Below are 19,193 nucleotides of genomic sequence, written 5' to 3' on the forward strand. Positions count from 1 at the left end.
ATTATATTTCCAAAAATTTCTGAAAAAACCCAAATCGGTCTTTCAACAGTTCTTCTTTCTCGTCGTCGTAATGTTTATTGATGACGTTATAACCGTATCTTTCAAAAGTTTCGTCTATCGAGCTTAGATTTTCATTACTGATTTTAAGTGTAATTTCAATACTGTCTTCTTTTATCGCACTGATAAAAGTGCCGTAAATTTTCGCATTGTTACTTTCCACAATTTGAGTAATCTCTGTCATAGAGTAATGAAGTCCATTAGTCTGAATCGTAAGAATTGCTCCATTTTCAGAAAACAACGGATATTTTGAAAACTCATTGAAGATATCGTCGCAAGAGATGTAACCGAGATATTTTTCTTCTTTGGAAATCACCGGAATCACATTAGCATTGAAAGTATGAAAAAGTTTGATGCTGTCGAGAAGACTACTATCTTCCATTATTGCAAAACGCTCATAATGAATGTTAAGACTGTCTAAATTTCCTTCCGGACTGTCTTCCAAAAAAGACTGACTCAATCCGCCTTGAAAAACACCTCCTTTTATTATAAATACGTGAGAATAGCCGAACTCTTTCGCAGTCTCGCAAGCCTCTTCTATAGAGTCCCGAGAATTGAAAATCGGATAATCCTTCGATATATAATCTTTTATAAACATTATGCTAATTTACAAAAATTCCTAAGCCACAAAGGATTTTAAAATTTTTTATAAATTTTTATAAAAAGCATTGCGTTGTATTAAGCAAAAAACATATCTTTGTCGCCTTTCATTTTTACTTTTTATTAGATTTATTTCAAACTGCAGCACTTCATTGTGTTTGCAGTTTTTTTATTTTCTAATTCCAAGATGTTTCGCAAATTCCCAAATTACGATTCCGCCACAGACACTTACATTAAGAGAATGCTTGGTTCCGAGTTGGGGAATTTCAAGGAAAGTATCAATATTATTTAAAGCTTCGTCCGAGATTCCATCTACTTCATTTCCTAGGATTAAAGCGTATTTTTTTTCAGGATTAATTTCAAAATCAGAAATCAGTTGACTTGTTGAAGTTTGTTCGATTCCGATAATATTGAAATTTTCTTTCTTAAGATTATCAATGGCAGTATTGATATTCTCTTCAAAAATCCAGTCAACACTTTCAGTTGCACCAAGTGCTGCCTTATGAATTTCACGATGAGGTGGCTGAGGTGTGATTCCGCAAAGAACAATTTTCTGCACCAAAAATGCATCAGCCGTTCGGAAAATTGCACCAACATTATGCATACTTCTCACACTGTCGAGAATTACAACTAATGGAATCTTCGCAGTTTTTTTGAAGGTTTCTACATCTATTCTTCCAAGTTCTTCGAGTTTCAGTTTCTTTGTCAAAATCAAGCTTTATTTGAAATTAAATTTATACTTCTTTCTATATTTTGAGAAATCGCTTCCATAGGAATATCGTTCTCATCGTTATTGAATGGGTCTTCGATTTCTTCCGCAATCAGTTCCAAACTCATCAGAACATAATAAACAAACATCGTAATCGGAATCATAAAAAATCCTAGATTCACAACATTCGCCACAGGAAGTGCCATTACATAAAAAACGATAAACTTCTTAATGAATGATGAATATGAATAAGGAATCGGTGTATTCTTAATTCGTTCGCAACCGCCACAGACATCCAAAAATCCAGACAATTGCGTGTCAAGAAATAGCATTTCTGTATCAGAGATTTTATTTTCCTTTTTAAGTTGATACAATTTTTTAGTTAAAAGAAAAACCAATTCAGCTGGCGGATGATGCTGGAGTTCTTTTTGCAAATCAGAAAAGTCTTCATCCAAAACCAATCTTGTAGATTCTTTGGAAAGATGATTCGCCAAAAAATGTGGGAAAAATCTAAGATATTTTGCAATCTGAGCTCGATTTCTAACATCATTTTCCGGAAGAATACTATTAATTTTAATAACAAAATTCCGACTATCATTCACTAATTTTCCCCAAAGTTTTCTTCCTTCCCACCATCTATCATAAGCTGTATTAGTCCTGAAAACCAACAACAAAGACAAAACAAAACCAAGCAAGGAATGAATCATCCCAACATTAATGACTGATGATTTTGAGTTCAAATGCAAATATTCTATTTCTAAATAATAAATCCCATAACAATAAGCTCCTACAAGCAACATTGTCGGGAAAAGAATGCTCAGTGTATCACTTTTGTGAAGACTGATAAGGATTTTCAGGAAATTTTTGGTGTTGTAAGCGCGCATAGATGAGAATCTTATTTGCAAAGATAAGTGTTAGAAATTTTAATTTTCAGATAGATTTCAAGGAATTATTTTTAAATTTAAGCGTTAAAAAAAACCAATCGATGTCCAATAAAGAGAAATTTATCACCGACCTCAACTCAAAATATAATCCGAAAGGAGAACATATCATTCTGGGAAAAGGAATGCTTGACGGCGAAGTTGTTCCGGAAGTTAACGTTTCGATTCCATTGAAAACCGTTAACAGACACGGATTGATTGCAGGCGCAACAGGAACCGGAAAAACCAAAACACTTCAGGTTTTTGTAGAACAATTGTCACACTCAGGAATCCCGACTTTGGTAATGGATATCAAGGGTGACTTATCCGGAATTGCCGAAGCAGGAACTGAAAATGACAATATCAAAGACCGTTACGCCAAAACGCAATTGCCTTATTCGCCACAGAATTTTCCGGTAGAATTGATGACAATTTCCGGAGCAAAAGGAGTGAAACTTCGAGCAACCGTTTTGGAATTTGGACCGATTTTGTTGAGTAAAATTCTTGGATTGAATGACACTCAGCAAAGCATTATGTCCATTGTTTTTAAATATTGTGATGACAAAGCTTTACCGCTTGTTGATTTGCAGGATTTGAAAAAAGTTCTTCAATATGTGACCGATAATCCGATTGGTAAAAAAGAATTGGCAGACAATTATGGTTCGATTGCGCCTGCATCTTTGGGAGCCATTCTCAGAAGTATTGTCGCAATGGAACAACAAGGTGCTTCTACTTTCTTTGGAGAACCGAGTTTTGATGTTGAAGATTTACTAAAAACCAGAGACGGAAAAGGCGTTGTCAACATTTTCCGAGTTGATGATATTCAGAACAAACCGAATCTTTTCTCAACATTTATGCTTTCTCTGTTTGCTGAGATTTATATGACTTTTCCTGAAGAAGGCGACAGCGGAAGACCAAAATTGGTTCTCTTCATTGATGAAGCGCATTTGATTTTCAACGAGGCTTCAAAAGCTTTGCTTTCTCAAATTGAAACAATGGTCAAATTGATTCGTTCCAAAGGAATCGGGATCTATTTCATTACTCAAATTCCGGGCGATGTTCCTGAAAATATATTGAGTCAGCTTGGTTTGAAAATCCAGCACGCTTTGAGAGGATTCACAGCGAAAGACAGAAAAGAAATTGATAAAGCTGTAGAAAATTATCCAATCACTGAGTTTTACAAAGCCAACGAATTAATCCAAAACCTTGGAATCGGAGAAGCTTTTGTAACAGCGCTCGACGAAAAAGGAATTCCGACTCCATTGGTTCAAACTTATTTGATTTCGCCTGAAAGTCGAATGGATGTTTTAACTTCATCAGAAATTGATGAATTGACGAACAGCTCTTCATTAGTAAGAAAATACGAGCAGACAATCGATAAAGAAAGTGCTTACGAAATCCTTAATAAAAGAATCGAAGAACATACCCAAACCGTGATTCCAACACCAACAAGAGGAAGAACAGCGCAACCAAAAGAAGAACAGGGAATGTTTGAACAAGTCATCGAAAGCCGAGCCGGAAAAACTTTTCTGAATACTTTAGCAAGAGAAGGTGCGAAGTTTATTTTAGGAATGTTCAGTATGAAAAAAAGAAGATAATAAAACTAATTAATGGATTATAAACTTATTGAAAAACTCCAGACTCTTTTACCATTAGGGTATTTCTATCTAATTGTATTAGGGATTCTGAAAGACGGCGTATTCTTCTATTTTTTAGGAATTAACTTCATTAAATTTTCTTCAATTACCGATGTTCTGATGAGTCCTATTTCCGACATCACAAGATTTCCCATTTTGATAGTTGCCGTTTGTTTAATAATTTGGGGATTATACGTTTTTAATAATTATCAAGTTAAAAACTCGCACAAAAAATGGGTTCGTGAATCGTTGACCCACAAGATATTTTTATCAAAAAATATAAATGCAACAGAAGAAGAATTCAAAAAGTTTATTAAAAAGCAATTTCTAAATTCCATTGTGGTTATGATTGCCTGTTTTTTCCTCGGGGGCGGTGTTGGATTTGGAATCAGCGCAAGAGACAGAATCAAAAACAATGATATGAAATTCAACTATAAAATAACTTACGATGATGGAAAAGTGAATGATATTTATCTGATAGATTCCAACAGCGAATATTATTTTTATGTTGAAAAAGGACAAAAAAATATAACCATAGCTCCTAATGGCTCTATCAAAAAAGTAGAATTGATAAAAAACCGAATGCTTGACTAAAATCTCCTTTGATTTTTTAATTTTGCACAATCCAAAAATCTAGATGTACACGGTAATAGACATAGAAAGTAACGGAGCGCCTTTTCGGAAAGAAAGCATTATAGAAATTGCCATCTATCGTTTTGACGGTCACGAGATTACAGATCAATTTATCTCACTCGTGAATCCCGAAAGTGAGATTTCTGCTTTTGTTCAAAAGTTGACAGGAATCACTTCGAAAATGGTTTTAACAGCTCCGAAATTTCACGAAATTGCAAAACGAGTGGTTGAAATCACTCAAGATTCTATCTTGGTTGGACATAATATTGATTTCGATTACAGGATGCTTCGCCAATCGTTCAAACGCCTTGGTTACGAATTTAAAATCAACACTTTAGATACAATTCCTTTAGCTAAAAAATTGATTCCTGATGAGAAAAGTTATTCGTTGAGTAAACTTTGCAAATCGATTGGAATTCCTTTGAGTGAAGCGCATCGTGCAAGTGGCGATGCTAGAGCGACTTTGGATCTGTTCAAATTATTGATGATTAAAGACCAAAATAACGAAATCATCCAATCTCAGCAAGAGGAAAATCACGCCAAAAATTATATTAATAAAATTCAGATTCTGACGGAAGACCTTCCGAACGAACGCGGAATCCTGTATTTCCAAAACAGCGAAGGAAAAATTATTTACTCCGATGTTGTGGAAGATTTGTATAAATCAGCGAAAAAAATCTTCGATTCTGATAAAGCCAAATACAAAAAACTGCAAAACGAGACTGAAAAAATCTCTTATGAATTAACGGGAACTGACCTGATCGCCAAACTGATGATGCAGAACAAAGGCATCCAGAAAAGACAGCCTTTGACATTCGGTTTGTTTTATAGGAAGAACAAATTTATTCTCGAAAAAATCAAAAAGGAACAGGAGGAAAAACCGTTGTTGAGATTCAAAAGTTTTACACAAGGTTTGAAGGCGATTAATTATATCAAATCCAAAGAAGAGCTGAAAGATTTGATTGAATTCACTCAGAAAATTAATCTTAAAAAGAGAAACGAAATCTGGTCAGCATCAGGAAGAACTTTGGGAGAAAAGTCTTTCCTCATTTTAGAAAACGGAAAATTGACCGGTTTTGGTTTTTACGAATTGTATCATCAGATTCAGTCTTTGGATAAAATTAAAAAGCTGATGTTACCTGTTTCGAGATTCTCGCAAGAGCTTCAAAACGATTTGCAATTGGCACTTTTGAGAAATGAGTTTGAGGTTTCTCCGCTTCCTGAAAAATAATTTCAATCACAAAAGACACAAAAGTTTTCTGTTTGAAATCAGTCTTTGTCATTCCGTAGGAATCTCTGCAGTTTAGATTCCTACGGGATGACAAATGTGTGTTTATAAAGCATAAACAGTTTTAAAAACCAACTTCTAAAATCTCATATCTTTTCATACATTTACTAAAAATTAATTTTCCGAATGGTTCTAAGCAGGATTTGGTCCGCCTTTATTATTATTGCGATTGCGGTTGCGTCAATCAAGTATTTCAGTTCTGATAATTACAGTCAGATTTTCAACGATATGGTTGTTGGAAAAGGCGGCGATACGATTCAGATTGCTCAAAAACCATTGGCTCAGATGTCGAGTGAGATTCAGAAATCATTATTATCAAATCCTGATTTCGAGGACAACCACATCCATTACAAAATGGATTCTCTTCAACAAGTCAAAACTTACCGAGTTGCAGAAACCGATGGCGTAATTGGAACCAGCGAAACAGCGGTCAACATCTGCCTCAAACTGATTGGAATTATGGCTTTGTTTATGGGCTTTATGAGCATTGCCGAAAAAGCAGGTGGAATTAATTTCCTCAGTCGATTGATTCAACCATTCTTCTCAAAATTGTTTCCTGAGATTCCAAAAAACCATCCGTCATTCGGACATATGATGCTGAATTTCAGCGCGAATCTTCTCGGTCTCGACAACGCTGCAACACCTTTTGGACTCAAAGCAATGGAAAGTCTCCAAACATTGAATCCAGATAAAGATAAAGCCAGCAATGCGCAAATTATGTTTCTCTGTCTGCACGCCAGCGGATTGACATTGATTCCAGTTTCCATTATTGCAATTCGTTCATCAATGGGTTCAGAAACACCGACAGACATTTTCCTGCCTTGTATGATTGCGACTTTTTGTGCAACAATGGCGGCGATGATAATTGTTTCTATCAGACAAAAAATCAATCTTTTTCAGCCGATTGTTTTAGCTTACGTTGGTGGAATTTCTGCGATTATCGCATTGCTGGTTTTGTATCTCGTTCAATTAAATAAAGAAGAATTAGACTCATTCAGCAAAGTGATGAGTAACGGAATTATACTGTTGATTTTCTTCGCAATAGTTCTCGGTGCAGTTTATAAAAAAATCAATATTTTCGATGCGTTTATAGATGGTGCAAAAGAAGGATTTACGGTTTGTGTCAAGATTATTCCGTATTTGGTTGGGATGTTGATTGCGATTTCGTTACTCAGAACAAGTGGCGTTTTTGATGTCATTATCGACGGAATGAAGTGGATTGCAAGTGCGTCACATCTCGATACAAGATTCGTGGATGGATTGCCGACAGCTTTGATTAAACCATTATCGGGTTCAGGAGCTCGCGGAATGATGGTGGATACGATGAAAACTTTTGGAGCAGACAGTTTTCCGGGGAAATTATCTGCGATTCTTCAAGGAAGTTCTGATACAACTTTCTATGTTATTGCCGTTTATTTTGGTTCAGTTGGAATTAAAAATACAAGATATACAGTTGGTTCGATGCTTTTGGCAGACTTGGTTGGCGTAATCACAGCAATTGTTTTAGCGTATTTGTTTTTCGGATAATTAATGAAAAATCAAAAGAGAAATATCTTCGAAGAAACGACAGAAATTATTGGGTGGATAGAAATTTTCTTATCTCCATTCTTAATCGGTTTGGTTTTAGCAACGATTATTTATTTCTCATTTGATTCAATTTTTGCTACAATAATTTCAATCCTGATCACCATTTTAGGAACATTAGTTGGGGTTAAAATTGCCGGAAAGATTTACAATTCAAAAGAGGGAACAATTCATTTTGTATCAAGGGTTTCTGCCAGTCCGGAGCTCGATGAAGAAGAAAATAAAATTAAAAAATGATTCAAGATAAAGATTTTACACTTAGATTAATAAGACAATTAACTCAGGCTTTAGAAAAATTGTTGCTTGGAAAACCGGAAGAAAGCTTGATGCAAAAAGAATTGGATTTCGATTCTTTGATGAAAGACATTTTTAAAATTAACTTTGATGATATTGCTTCAAAGTCAAAAGAAGAGATTATCGAAATCGTAAACGAAAGAGAACCTAAAGACCACACAGATTATTACGAGATGCTTGGGAATCTTTTTATGTTTCATTACAGAACGGAAGGAAAACTTGATTATGCTGACAAAGCCAAAACGTTCTACGAATCATATTTGCAAACCAGCGGAATTTTCGCCTTACCAATTATTAATAGAATCAACGAATTGAAAGTTGTTTTAAATTAAATTTCAAAATGTTAAATGTCGTTTTAGTAGAACCGGAAATTCCTAATAATACAGGAAACATCGGTCGTTTGTGTGTAGGAACAGAAAGCAGATTACACTTGATTCATCCATTTGGATTTGTCATTAATGATGCTAATTTGAAACGTTCCGGATTGGATTATTGGGTTCATCTGGACGTAACCGAATATCAGAATGTTGAAGAATGGATGAATGTGATTCCGGATAAATCAAGGGTTTTCTTAATGAGTTCACACGCAACAAATTCTATTTATGAAAATGAATTCCAAGATGGAGATTGGCTCGTTTTTGGAAAGGAAAGTCGTGGATTGAGTCAAGAGGTTTTGGATTTATTTGAAAATCATTTGACAATTCCAATGTCAAAGTTGATTCGAAGTTTTAATATTGCCAATTCAGTTGCGTTTGTTGTTGGTGAAGCCAAAAGGCAAATTGCATTGAAGTAAGAATCAAAACTTATCAATAAATTGACATCAGTGTTAAAATAAATTTAATTTTGACCAATTTAGTAGGATTATCATTAAAAAATAATTCTTTTATTTGTATTTTTGCGCGTTATCGAGAGAGCATTATGATTTTTAAGACTAAAAAAGACACGAAATATAGTTATGTAGAAGCGGGTGAAGGTCATCCAATGGTGCTTTTGCACGGCTTAATGGGCGGTTTGAGCAACTTCGATAAGATGATAAATTACTTTTCGGATAAAGGTTATCAGGTATTTGTTCCCCAGTTGCCGATTTATGATTTACCAATTTTAAATACCAATTTGGCATCTATTTCCAAGTTTGTTGCAAAGTTCATTACCGATGTTATTGGAAAACCAGTGACGATTGTAGGAAACTCAATGGGAGGACATATCGGATTGATTCTTGTAACATCTCGTCCAGAATTGGTAAGAAATCTTGTTCTAACAGGTAGTTCTGGCTTGTACGAGAGAACTTTTGGAGACAGTTTTCCTAGAAAAAGCGATAAGGAGTATATCAAGAAAAAAACTCAAGATGTTTTTTATGATCCAATTGTCGCTACTGATGAATTGGTAGACGAAGTTTTTGCGGTTGTGAATGACAGAATGAAAGGGATAAAAACCGTGATGCTGGCAAGAAGCGCCATCAAACACAATATGTTAAATGACCTACCGAAAATTACTTGTCCTACTTGCATCATTTGGGGAAAACAAGACAATGTAACTCCACCGGAAGTTGCTGAAGATATGCACAAATTCATTCCAAATTCTGAATTGCATTGGATTGATAAATGTGGGCATGCCGCAATGATGGAAAAGCCGGATGAGTTTAACGAAATTCTTTATGAATGGCTTAAAAGAGTAATGTAACTCTATTCAAAATAAAAATATTCAGAACCATTAGGAAATTAAGTTTTAATTAAAAATAAATTTGATTCTTAATGGTTTTTAAATTATAAAAATATGGTAATCAAAACCGCAGAATTCGTAAAAAGCAGTCAGAAATGGCAAAACTGTCCGGAACCGACTTTGCCGGAATATGCTTTTATCGGACGCTCCAACGTTGGAAAATCTTCTCTCATTAACGCCATGATGAATCATAAAGATTTGGCGAAAACATCGCAAACTCCAGGAAAAACACAGTTGATTAATCATTTTTTGGTTAATGAAAATTGGTTTTTGACCGATTTACCAGGTTATGGTTATGCAAGAGTTTCTAAAAGTCTTAGAAAAGATTTTGAAAAGCTGATTACCAATTATATCCTTAACAGACAAAACCTAGTCAATCTTTTTGTATTGATAGACGTCCGTCATACGCCACAAAAAATAGATTTGGAGTTTATGCAATGGTGCGGAGAAAGTAACATTCCGTTTTCTATTGTTTTTACTAAAGCGGATAAACTAAAAGCAGGCGGAGCTAATAGAAATGTGGAAGCCTACAAAACCGAATTGCTGAAAACCTGGGAAGACCTTCCCAATATCTATGTGACATCTGCCGAAAAGAAAACAGGAACAGATGATATTCTGAATTTCGTATCGGAAACCAATCAGTTTTTAATTAAAAATAAAATTAGATTCGATGACTAATGTAGAGTGGAAAATCAAAACATTTTCGGAACTTAACACGACTGAACTTTACGAAATCATAAAAGCGAGAGTCAATGTTTTTGTTGTAGAACAAGATTGTCCTTACCCAGATTTGGATGATTATGACCAAAAAGCAATTCATCTTTGGGCTGAGAATAATGGAGAGGTTTTAGCTTATTGCAGAGTTTTTGATAAAGGTATTAAATATCCAGAAACATCTATCGGAAGAGTTATTACAACCGAAAAAGGAAGAGGAACAGGACTTGGGAAACAATTAATCCACTACGCTGTAGAGATTATAGAAAATAGATTGGGAACTTCTGAAGTTAGGATTTCTGCTCAGGATTATTTGTTGAAATTTTATTCGGGGTTTGGATTTCAAGAAACTGATAAAAAATATCTAGAAGACAATATTCCTCATACAGAAATGTTTAGAAAATAAAAGAGTCTGAAATTCTATTTCAGACTCTTTATTGTGAAAATACTTTTTCTTGATTTGTGTCTTTATGGTTATTAATCATTTGCAAAATTAATTACAATAATTCACATTTCTTTACGGGAAAACCGTAAAATGAAAAAAAATATCGATTTTTTATTAAATTATTCCCATAGTTTTGCCGCTAGCTATTAATTCTTCCACATTTTTCACGATTAACATTAGTTTCATGGCGTTGATTCTTTTTTCCACACTGCTCAAACTGTTGGGATAAATGTTTTTTTCTTGTAACTTCTTGGGAATATTTTTTTGTAAAACGCCATCAGACAAAAGTTGAAGTATGGTGATATCGTAGTTACTAAACTCTAGAGTATTATTAGTTTTTGTGGGAAGTTTAAGGCCATGAGAGATGTAAGTCTTGTTTTCATAAACCATTTCAATCGCTTTTTTCAATTCCTCAGAATCAAGACGCGCTTTACGGACAAATGCATCTATTTTCAACTCACTGAATAACAAATCGATAACTCCTATACGATGTTCTGCCGAGAAAACAACAACTTTGAGATCCAGAGAAATTTCTCTGCAAGCTTTAATCAATTCTCTTCCGTTTTGTATCAATTGTTTTCTCTCATCTTCCTCAAAAGAAAGATCGGTAATCAACAATTCGTAAGGTTGGGAGCTCAAAGATTTTTTGATTTGAGTTACTGCATCATCGCAATAAAAACAATGATATATGTTGGGAATCTGGAGCTCTTCTGCAATTTTGCGAACAGAAAAGTTACTACTCTCATGATCTTCTGCAATTAGTATTTTACCGAACATTTTTTACAATTTTATTGATAATTTTAAACCGGATTCGCTTTCTTCGATTTCCATTTTTGCATCTATTTCTAGTAATCTGGATCTCATATTAGAAAATCCATTTTTTTCCACAAAACATCCCGCTAGACCAATCCCATTATCTATATATTTGATTTCTTTTAAGTTATTAACTTTTACGAATCTTAAAATAACCTGAGACGCATGGCTATGTTTTTTCATATTCACGAGGAGTTCTCTTATGATTTGAAAAAATTCTTCTTGTGAAGATCTATTAATATTAGTCCAAAAATCTTCGTCATTTCCTATAATGATAATCTTCGTTTTTTCATTATCAAAAGAACTGATTAATCCAAAAACTCTTTCACAGAAATCCTGTTGAAGTGCTTTGTTATCATAAGACAGATCGCGGGATTTTTCGTACATCAGTTCCAATTTATCCAGTATCTTTTCTTTTGGAAGATCATTTTGATTTTCAATAGTTGTCATTACTTCATATATCCCATTAGCAACTAAATCGTGAACTTTTTTGGAGAAATCTAATCTTTGTTCTTGCAACTGATTATTAGCTTCTGATATGAGATTTTCTCGTTTTCTTTTAATCCATAAAAACACACAAAAACCAAAAATCATTATAAATGATATAATTGAAATGATAGTGACTTTTTGTCTTTCCATTTGGTATTCGTGAGCTTCGTGTTCTTTTTGCAGTTTTAGATTTTCTGCTTTGGATTTCTCACTTTCAAAACGAATGAGAGCAAACTGATTTTTGGCTTGATTTTGGGCATTCAGCAAACTATCCTGAATTCTAGAATAATCATCAAAATATCTCTGAGCAATTTTGCCATCTGACAATTTTATGAGTATTTTCAAAGCCTCTAACTGATCTGTAGGATAACTTAATTTTTGAGCAAGATCCAACATTTTGACGGCGTATAATCTAGAAGAATCTGCATTTTTATTAAGATAATAAGCAGACAAATAGGCAAAAGCGGCATCTTTTGTCCACTCATCATCAAGGTTTTCGCTTAGTTTTTCTGCGAGAAGATAATTTTGAGTGGGATTGTAGTTTTTATCATCAAACCATTTTGACCGCGAAAAATTAAGTAATAATTTTGGATAAAATTCACTTTTTGATCCTATGCTATCTAGTAGCTTTTTATAAATAGTGATAGCTTTTCCATAGTTTTTCTCATCATGATAAACAATGCCAATGTTGTTTGCAAGCATCAGTTTATCAATCGGATCTTTTGTGAAGAGATAAGCTTTATCGTAAAAACGTCTGGCATCATCATAGTTCTTAAGATTGGTAGAGGCGACTCCCAGATTATTATAGTTGCAGTATAACGAATAGTAATGAGAGATATCTTTCTCATTTAGAAAATTTAGCGCTGTAAGACTAGTTTCTATACTTCCAAAGTTATCACCGGTATTTTCTTGGATAATCGCCATATTCACATAGCATTTTCCAACCCCAAAGCTGTCTTTTCTTTCGATGAAAACGTCTTTTCCTTTGTTAAAGTAATAAAATGCACTGTCCTGATCATTATCTATAAAAACAAACGCTTTTTCATAAAATGGATTGACTTGTTTTTTTGGAGAATCAATTGTTGGCTCTTGTTTTTGAGCACATCCAAATAAAATTAATACCAAAAAGTAAAGGAAAGATTTGTACAATTTTACAATTTATCCGAAATTTAAGGAAAATAACATCAATTAAATAATAATTAATTCTAAAATCAACATTAATCATTATTTTTGTTAACTATTCGTTTATAATTAATGTCCATCAACACTTTAGAGCAATATCTTCCGGAGAATACTCTTACTTTTCTCAAAAAATGGTTTGCAGATTATCGGATTCATATTAGAATTACAAAAGATAGAAACAGTAAGCTGGGAGATTATAGAAAAATGCCCGACAAATCTCATCAGATTACGGTCAACTCTACTCTAGATAAGCAACTTTTTTTCTTTGTTTTGACGCATGAATTGGCTCATTTACTTGCATTTGAAAATTTTAATTTTAGAATCAGTGCTCATGGTAAAGAATGGAAAGATACTTTTCGGGAGATGTTATTGGAAAGTATCAGTGTTTATACAGATGATTTGAAACCCATAATTTTCAAATACTCAAAAAATCCCAAAGCCAACTTTATGGCGAGTCCGGAACTAGTCCGATATTTTCATATCGAAAATTCTGACGATAATCTTGTATTTGTTGAGGATTTGTTAATTAATGATGAATTTCGCTATAAAGGTGATAATTATAAACTATTAGAAAAAAAGAAAAAGTTATATCTTTGTATCAACTCAAGTAATAATAACAAATATTTATTCCGAGCTTTAGCAAAGGTCGAAAAATTAATCATAAATGAAGAACAATAACTATTGTGTAATAATGGCAGGAGGTATCGGTAGCAGATTCTGGCCGATGAGTACTCAGAAATTCCCAAAACAATTTCACGATATATTAGGAACCGGAAGAACGATGATTCAGCAAACGTTTGACAGGATCAATCAGTTAATCCCTACAGAAAACATTTATGTCATTACAAATCAAGAATATGTAGATCTTACGCAACAGCAGCTCCCCGAGATTCCTTCTGAGAATATCGTGGGTGAACCAGCTATGAAAAATACCTCTGCGTGCAACCTTTATATGGCCAAAAAGATAGAAAATGTCAATCCTGAAGCCAATATTATTGTAATGCCTGCGGATCATCTTATTTTAAAAGAAAAAACTTTTCTGGATAAGTTGGAGTTAGCATTTGATCTCGCTTCCAAGAATGATTATTTGATTACTTTAGGAATCACTCCAACAAGACCAGATACTGGTTACGGTTATATTCAATTCATTCAAGAAAAAGATCAAGCTGTTTCGAAAGTAAAAACTTTTACAGAAAAACCTAACTTAGAAATTGCAAAAAACTTTATAGAATCTGGGGATTTTCTTTGGAATGCAGGGATTTTTATTTGGAATACAAAAAGTATACTTTCGGCTTTCAAAAAATATCTACCGGAGATGTTGAATCAATTTAACGAAGGTGAGTATAATTGTGATGCTGAGAAAGAATACATTGAAACCATTTATCCAACTGTAAGCAAAATTTCTATAGACAACGGAATTCTTGAAAAGGCTGATAATGTTTACGTAATTCCGGCAAATCTAGGCTGGAGCGATCTTGGAACCTGGACTTCTGTTTACACTAACGCTGACAAGAATGATGATAATAATGCAATTAGTTCCAAAAATGTTTTGACTTACAACTCAAAAGGCAACGTCATTAGAATCAAAAACCAGAATAAAGCAGCAGTAATTGATGGGCTTAAAAACTACATTATTGTAGATACAGAGAAAGCTTTGTTGATCTGCCCACGTGACAATGATCAATTGATAAAGGAATATGTTCTTGATCTTAAAAATTTGAAAAAAGGAGAAAGGTTTATGTAAATTAAATCTTTTTGCAAAATAGAATGAACTCTTTGGTTTTTATCAAAGAGTTTTTTTATTTTTATTTATTATTAAATAAAACACAAATGCTTGTCAAAATTTACGGTGCTGCCATTCATGGCGTTTCTGCACAAATTATTACCATAGAAGTCAATGTAGATCAAGGTGTAGGTTATCATCTAGTAGGATTACCAGATAATGCCATTAAAGAGAGTAGTTATAGGATATCTGCTGCTCTGAAAAACTCAGGATTTAAAATTCCAGGAAAAAAGATTACTATTAATATGGCTCCTGCGGATCTCCGGAAAGAAGGTTCTGCTTACGACTTGAGCATTGCGTTGGGGATTTTAGCTGCCTCAGATTTAATAAAAGCAGAGAATATAGGACAATATCTGATAATGGGTGAACTTTCTCTTGATGGTGGGTTACAACCTATAAAAGGTATTTTGCCCATTGCAATCAAAGCTAGGGAAGAAGGTTTCAAAGGAATCATTCTTCCAAAACAAAACGCAAGAGAAGCCGCTATTGTCAACAATTTAGACGTTTATGGTGTTGAAAATATCAAACAAGTCATTGATTTTTTTAATGAAGATCTACCATTAGAAAAATCTGAGATTGATACAAGAAAAGAATTTCAAGACAAGATAGATCATTTCCCTTTCGATTTTGATGAAGTTAAAGGGCAAGAAGCAGCAAAACGTGCAATGGAAGTAGCTGCAGCTGGAGGACACAACATTATATTAATAGGTTCACCAGGAAGTGGAAAAACAATGCTTGCCAAACGGCTTCCAAGTATACTGCCCGCACTTAGCCTCAAAGAGTCTTTAGAAACCACAAAGATCCATTCTGTTGCTGGAAAGATGGGAACGGAAACATCCTTAATAACAATCAGGCCTTTTCGCTCGCCGCACCACACAATTTCTGATGTCGCTTTGGTTGGAGGCGGAAGTTATCCTCAACCGGGAGAAATTTCCCTCGCCCATAATGGTGTTCTGTTTTTAGACGAAATGCCCGAATTCAAAAGAACAGTTCTCGAAGTCATGAGACAACCTTTGGAAGATAGAGTTGTGACAATTTCTCGAGCCAAATTTACGATTGAGTATCCTGCAAGTTTTATGCTCGTGGCAAGTATGAATCCCAGCCCTAGCGGTTATTTCCCAGATGACCCAAACAACACCTCATCAACAATGGAAATGCAACGCTATATGAACAAATTATCAGGACCTCTCCTCGACAGAATTGATATTCACATCGAAGTTTCTAAAGTAGAATATGAACAGTTAGCCGAAAAAAAGAAAGGTGAAAGTAGTGCAAGCATTAGGAAAAGAGTAAACAAAGCAAGAGATATCCAGAATGAACGATACAAGGATTCTGAGGTCAATTACAATGCGCAAATGGGACCAAAAGACATCGAAAAATATTGTGAATTGGACGAGTATTCTCAATTATTAATAAAAGCTGCAATGCTGAAACTCAATCTCTCGGCGAGAGCTTATGACAGAATTTTGAAGGTTGCAAGAACAATCGCAGATCTGGAAAATTCGGAAAATATACAAGGTGACCACATTTCTGAGGCAATACAATACAGAAGTTTGGATAGAGATTTTTGGAATGCTTAGAATTAAGAATCTTATCAACGGTTTTGATTTTAATCATTTCTTCTTTTTGGATGTAATAAAACCAAGCTAATGATTGTTTTAAATAATGAAGTAAACTTTTAAAAACTAATTAGCAATGAAGAACATTTTATTGTTTTTAATCCTCATCTCGGCAACTTTTTCTGCTCAGCAAAATCTTAAGATTAATGGAAACATCCTTAATTCTGATAAAGAAAAAAATGGAGCTCCAATTGTTATTTATCTTTTGGATAATGATAATCAATTACTTAAATCTACAGTCGCTCAAAATTCAAAGTTTGAATTTGATCAATTGAAATCTGGAAATTATCATCTTCAGTTGTCTTCTGATGAGACGATTCAGAATGAGAAGCCATTTTATCTGGAAAAGAATCTGGAGCTGTCAATTGCTTTTGAACTGAAAAGCCAAAAAATTGATGAGGTGACAATCACTGCTAAGAAAAAGACTTTCAAGGTAGAAAATGGGAATATTACGCTGGATGTAGCAAATTCTGCTTTAAATAAAGTACCAACATCTTCAGAATTATTGTCAAAATTACCTTTTGTAATGATGGATGCGAACGGCGAAGGTTTATCGTTTGTTGGAAAAGGAACACCTTTGCTTTACGTTGATAATCAAAGAGTAGATTTTGCGACCTTGTCCGCCATTTCGGTGGATGACATCAAATCGGTGGAAGTTATAAGAAATCCATCTGTCAAATATGAATCAGAAGGAAAAGCAGTTATCAAAGTTAATCTTAAAAAGAGCAAAAAAGATGGCGCACAGCTAAGCGTTTCGGAAACTGCAACTTTCCAAAAACGTTTTAGTAATTATCTTTCAGCCAATTTTCAACAAAGGAAAAATAAAACCGAGTGGAAATTAAATGCTTCCTACAACCAAATCAATCATTGGGAAAGCAACGGATTTGATTATCAAGTTCCGAGTAAAAATATTAGTTCTGATTATATTATTAAATCTGTTACAAAACGTCCGCAAACTATTTTTGGAGCAAGTTTGTATCAGGAACTGAATGACGACGGCGATTATATCACGCTGAGTTTTAATACGAATTTCAGACCCGACAAAGGCGATAACAATACCAATACTTTCTATTCAGAAAATGGTAATTCTACCTTTGTTAAAACCCTGAATCAGCAAGACAGAAACCGAGCAACAATCAATTCTATCTTTAATTATAAAAAGAAAATAACAGATTGGGATGCTGAGATTTTGACCGGATTTCAGTTCAAAAGAGAGAGCGATAATGTGGATTATAGTTTTTTCAATGATACCAATAATTCTGGTTACGAGTTTAATCAGTTTCGTCATCAGTTATACGCTGGAAATGCTTATTCCGGAAGAATTGATATTGAGAAAAAGCTGAGTGACAATTACAATCTGGAATTGGGCGGAAGCTTCACAAAAGCAGAAACTAGCACCAATAACAAAACGACTTATCAGAATAATCAAAATCCAGAATTTTTTCAATACCAATTCAAAGAATCGAATGTTGCAGGTTATACCAATCTCGCTATTAGTGCTAACAAATGGAATATCAATGCAGGTTTGAGAGCTGAAACAACCAATGCGGAAGGTTTTGATGTGATTGAGAATGCTACTAAAATTAAGAGAGATTATCTAGATTGGTTTCCCAATGCAGAAATCAGTTTCAAGCAAAATGACAATTATGATTATACTTTGAATTTCAGAAAAAGTATTTCGCGTCCTAGTTATGGAAATCTAGCTTCCGGCGGTTTATATGGAAGTCCGTACGTTGAATATCAAGGGAATCCGGATTTAGTTCCGACTTATACCAACACGATTACTTTTACCACAAATCTGAAAAAAATCTCTCTCAACGCTTCTGCTTACAACAGCAAAAATCCTTTGGGTTACACGTTGGTTTATGATGAGGAAAGAAATATTTCTAAATTTCAACCGGTTAATTTTGACAAAGAAATGGGCGTTTCTTTAGGCATCGATTCTCTTTTTCAAGGAAAAAAATGGACGTCTCAGAACAGCCTTTCCGTTAATTATGATAAAATCGAAGATTCTTTAGCCGTTCTTAAAAATTCGACGCCGTATGTTTATTTTTCAACCAACAATACCGTGAATGTTTGGAAGTATTTATCAATCCTGTTGGACGGTTCTTACATCACAAAACGTGTGGAAGGTTTGTATGAAAACAATGCAATGTGTCTGGTCAATCTTGGGATGACTTCTTCTATTTCGGATTTTGATTTTACGGTTCGCTACAATGATGTTTTCAATCAAATGAATTATATTCAGAAAATGACTTATAGCGGAATCAATTCAACTGGCACCTTTTTTGGAAATACGCCGACGATATCTTTTTCGGCAAAGTATAATTTTGGAAAATTGAAAAAATCCAATTACAAAGAAAATGCTGTCAACGAAACTTCGAACAGGTTATAATCAATGAATTATGGAATTAGTTACACTCAAGATTTTCAATACAGAAATAGAAGCAGAAATGCTCAAAATTTTCCTGGAAACCAACGATATTGAAACTTTCGTTTTTGGGAATATTTTAGCGAATACTTACAATTTATTCAATAATACAAGTGGTGGTGTTCAGCTAAAAGTCTCAGAAAATGACTTCGAAAAAGCAAATGAATTGATGACTGAATTTTATAATAAATACAATCAATAAAAACAAAACCTCGCCAAATGTAGACTGCACCCAAAAGTTTAGACAAAATTAAATAATATTTTGATAGGAAAGAG

Annotated in this window: 20 protein-coding genes; 15 read left to right on the forward strand and 5 right to left on the reverse strand. The window is 34.0% G+C overall.

Annotation, left to right across the window (positions count from 1 at the left end):
* Position 1 precedes the first annotated feature (1 nt).
* From RTY06_RS02730 to RTY06_RS02740, 3 genes are all read right to left on the reverse strand, one after another.
* On the reverse strand, positions 2–655 hold the full coding sequence (locus RTY06_RS02730) for a CBS domain-containing protein (protein WP_312822622.1): 654 nt from the start codon (positions 653–655) through the stop codon (positions 2–4).
* 171 nt (positions 656–826) lie between these two features.
* Positions 827–1,366, reverse strand: coding sequence for an RNA methyltransferase (locus RTY06_RS02735; RefSeq protein ID WP_312822624.1), 540 nt, complete (start codon positions 1,364–1,366; stop codon positions 827–829).
* Between the two features lie 2 nt (positions 1,367–1,368).
* Positions 1,369–2,250: a bestrophin family ion channel gene (locus RTY06_RS02740; RefSeq protein WP_312822625.1), complete on the reverse strand. Its 882-nt coding sequence runs from the start codon at positions 2,248–2,250 to the stop codon at positions 1,369–1,371.
* Between the two features lie 101 nt (positions 2,251–2,351).
* On the opposite strand from RTY06_RS02740, the gene RTY06_RS02745 reads away from it, so the two are divergent.
* The 10 genes from RTY06_RS02745 (at position 2,352) to RTY06_RS02790 (ending at position 10,561) form a co-directional block, all read left to right on the forward strand.
* Entirely contained in the window at positions 2,352–3,884 is a 1,533-nt protein-coding gene (locus tag RTY06_RS02745; RefSeq protein WP_312822626.1) for a helicase HerA-like domain-containing protein, read from the forward strand.
* A 12-nt stretch (positions 3,885–3,896) separates the two neighbouring features.
* Complete coding sequence (locus RTY06_RS02750; RefSeq protein WP_312822627.1) at positions 3,897–4,517, forward strand: hypothetical protein; 621 nt, start codon at positions 3,897–3,899, stop codon at positions 4,515–4,517.
* A 43-nt stretch (positions 4,518–4,560) separates the two neighbouring features.
* Positions 4,561–5,787 carry a 3'-5' exonuclease gene (locus RTY06_RS02755; protein WP_312822629.1) on the forward strand — a complete coding sequence of 409 codons (1,227 nt, stop codon included), beginning with the start codon at positions 4,561–4,563 and terminating at the stop codon, positions 5,785–5,787.
* 183 nt (positions 5,788–5,970) lie between these two features.
* Positions 5,971–7,371: a nucleoside recognition domain-containing protein gene (locus RTY06_RS02760; protein ID WP_312822631.1), complete on the forward strand. Its 1,401-nt coding sequence runs from the start codon at positions 5,971–5,973 to the stop codon at positions 7,369–7,371.
* Positions 7,372–7,374: 3 nt separating this feature from the next.
* Positions 7,375–7,665, forward strand: a complete 291-nt coding sequence (locus RTY06_RS02765) for a hypothetical protein (protein WP_312822633.1) — start codon at positions 7,375–7,377, stop codon at positions 7,663–7,665.
* Positions 7,662–8,054 (forward strand): hypothetical protein, encoded by a 393-nt coding sequence (locus RTY06_RS02770; RefSeq protein ID WP_312822635.1) that lies wholly within the window; start codon positions 7,662–7,664, stop codon positions 8,052–8,054. Before RTY06_RS02765 ends, RTY06_RS02770 begins: the two co-directional genes overlap by 4 nt.
* Before the next feature lie 8 nt (positions 8,055–8,062).
* Positions 8,063–8,515, forward strand: a complete 453-nt coding sequence (locus RTY06_RS02775; protein ID WP_312822637.1) for a tRNA (cytidine(34)-2'-O)-methyltransferase — start codon at positions 8,063–8,065, stop codon at positions 8,513–8,515.
* Positions 8,516–8,640: 125 nt separating this feature from the next.
* Complete coding sequence (locus tag RTY06_RS02780; protein WP_312822639.1) at positions 8,641–9,402, forward strand: alpha/beta hydrolase; 762 nt, start codon at positions 8,641–8,643, stop codon at positions 9,400–9,402.
* A gap of 93 nt (positions 9,403–9,495) precedes the next feature.
* Positions 9,496–10,119 carry a ribosome biogenesis GTP-binding protein YihA/YsxC gene (yihA, locus tag RTY06_RS02785; protein WP_312822640.1) on the forward strand — a complete coding sequence of 208 codons (624 nt, stop codon included), beginning with the start codon at positions 9,496–9,498 and terminating at the stop codon, positions 10,117–10,119.
* Positions 10,112–10,561, forward strand: a complete 450-nt coding sequence (locus tag RTY06_RS02790) for a GNAT family N-acetyltransferase (RefSeq protein ID WP_312822641.1) — start codon at positions 10,112–10,114, stop codon at positions 10,559–10,561. Before yihA ends, RTY06_RS02790 begins: the two co-directional genes overlap by 8 nt.
* A gap of 153 nt (positions 10,562–10,714) precedes the next feature.
* On the opposite strand, the gene RTY06_RS02795 is transcribed toward RTY06_RS02790, so the two are convergent.
* Both RTY06_RS02795 and RTY06_RS02800 read right to left on the reverse strand, forming a co-directional pair.
* A complete protein-coding gene (locus RTY06_RS02795) occupies positions 10,715–11,377 on the reverse strand; it encodes a response regulator (RefSeq protein WP_312822643.1) in 663 nt (220 codons plus the stop codon).
* A gap of 3 nt (positions 11,378–11,380) precedes the next feature.
* Positions 11,381–13,051 carry a tetratricopeptide repeat protein gene (locus RTY06_RS02800; protein ID WP_312822645.1) on the reverse strand — a complete coding sequence of 557 codons (1,671 nt, stop codon included), beginning with the start codon at positions 13,049–13,051 and terminating at the stop codon, positions 11,381–11,383.
* 105 nt (positions 13,052–13,156) lie between these two features.
* Between RTY06_RS02800 and RTY06_RS02805 the strand changes: the two genes are divergently transcribed.
* From RTY06_RS02805 to RTY06_RS02825, 5 genes are all read left to right on the forward strand, one after another.
* Positions 13,157–13,762 (forward strand): SprT-like domain-containing protein, encoded by a 606-nt coding sequence (locus RTY06_RS02805; protein WP_312822647.1) that lies wholly within the window; start codon positions 13,157–13,159, stop codon positions 13,760–13,762.
* Entirely contained in the window at positions 13,749–14,828 is a 1,080-nt protein-coding gene (locus tag RTY06_RS02810) for a mannose-1-phosphate guanylyltransferase (protein ID WP_312822649.1), read from the forward strand. Before RTY06_RS02805 ends, RTY06_RS02810 begins: the two co-directional genes overlap by 14 nt.
* Positions 14,829–14,914: 86 nt before the next feature.
* Positions 14,915–16,447: a YifB family Mg chelatase-like AAA ATPase gene (locus RTY06_RS02815; protein ID WP_312822650.1), complete on the forward strand. Its 1,533-nt coding sequence runs from the start codon at positions 14,915–14,917 to the stop codon at positions 16,445–16,447.
* 115 nt (positions 16,448–16,562) lie between these two features.
* Entirely contained in the window at positions 16,563–18,881 is a 2,319-nt protein-coding gene (locus tag RTY06_RS02820) for an outer membrane beta-barrel family protein (RefSeq protein ID WP_312822652.1), read from the forward strand.
* 10 nt (positions 18,882–18,891) lie between these two features.
* Positions 18,892–19,119, forward strand: a complete 228-nt coding sequence (locus RTY06_RS02825) for a putative signal transducing protein (protein WP_312822654.1) — start codon at positions 18,892–18,894, stop codon at positions 19,117–19,119.
* Positions 19,120–19,193: the final 74 nt, after the last annotated feature.

Origin of the sequence: Epilithonimonas sp. (assembly GCF_032055105.1) — a bacterium.
Taxonomy (GTDB): Bacteria; Bacteroidota; Bacteroidia; order Flavobacteriales; family Weeksellaceae; genus Epilithonimonas.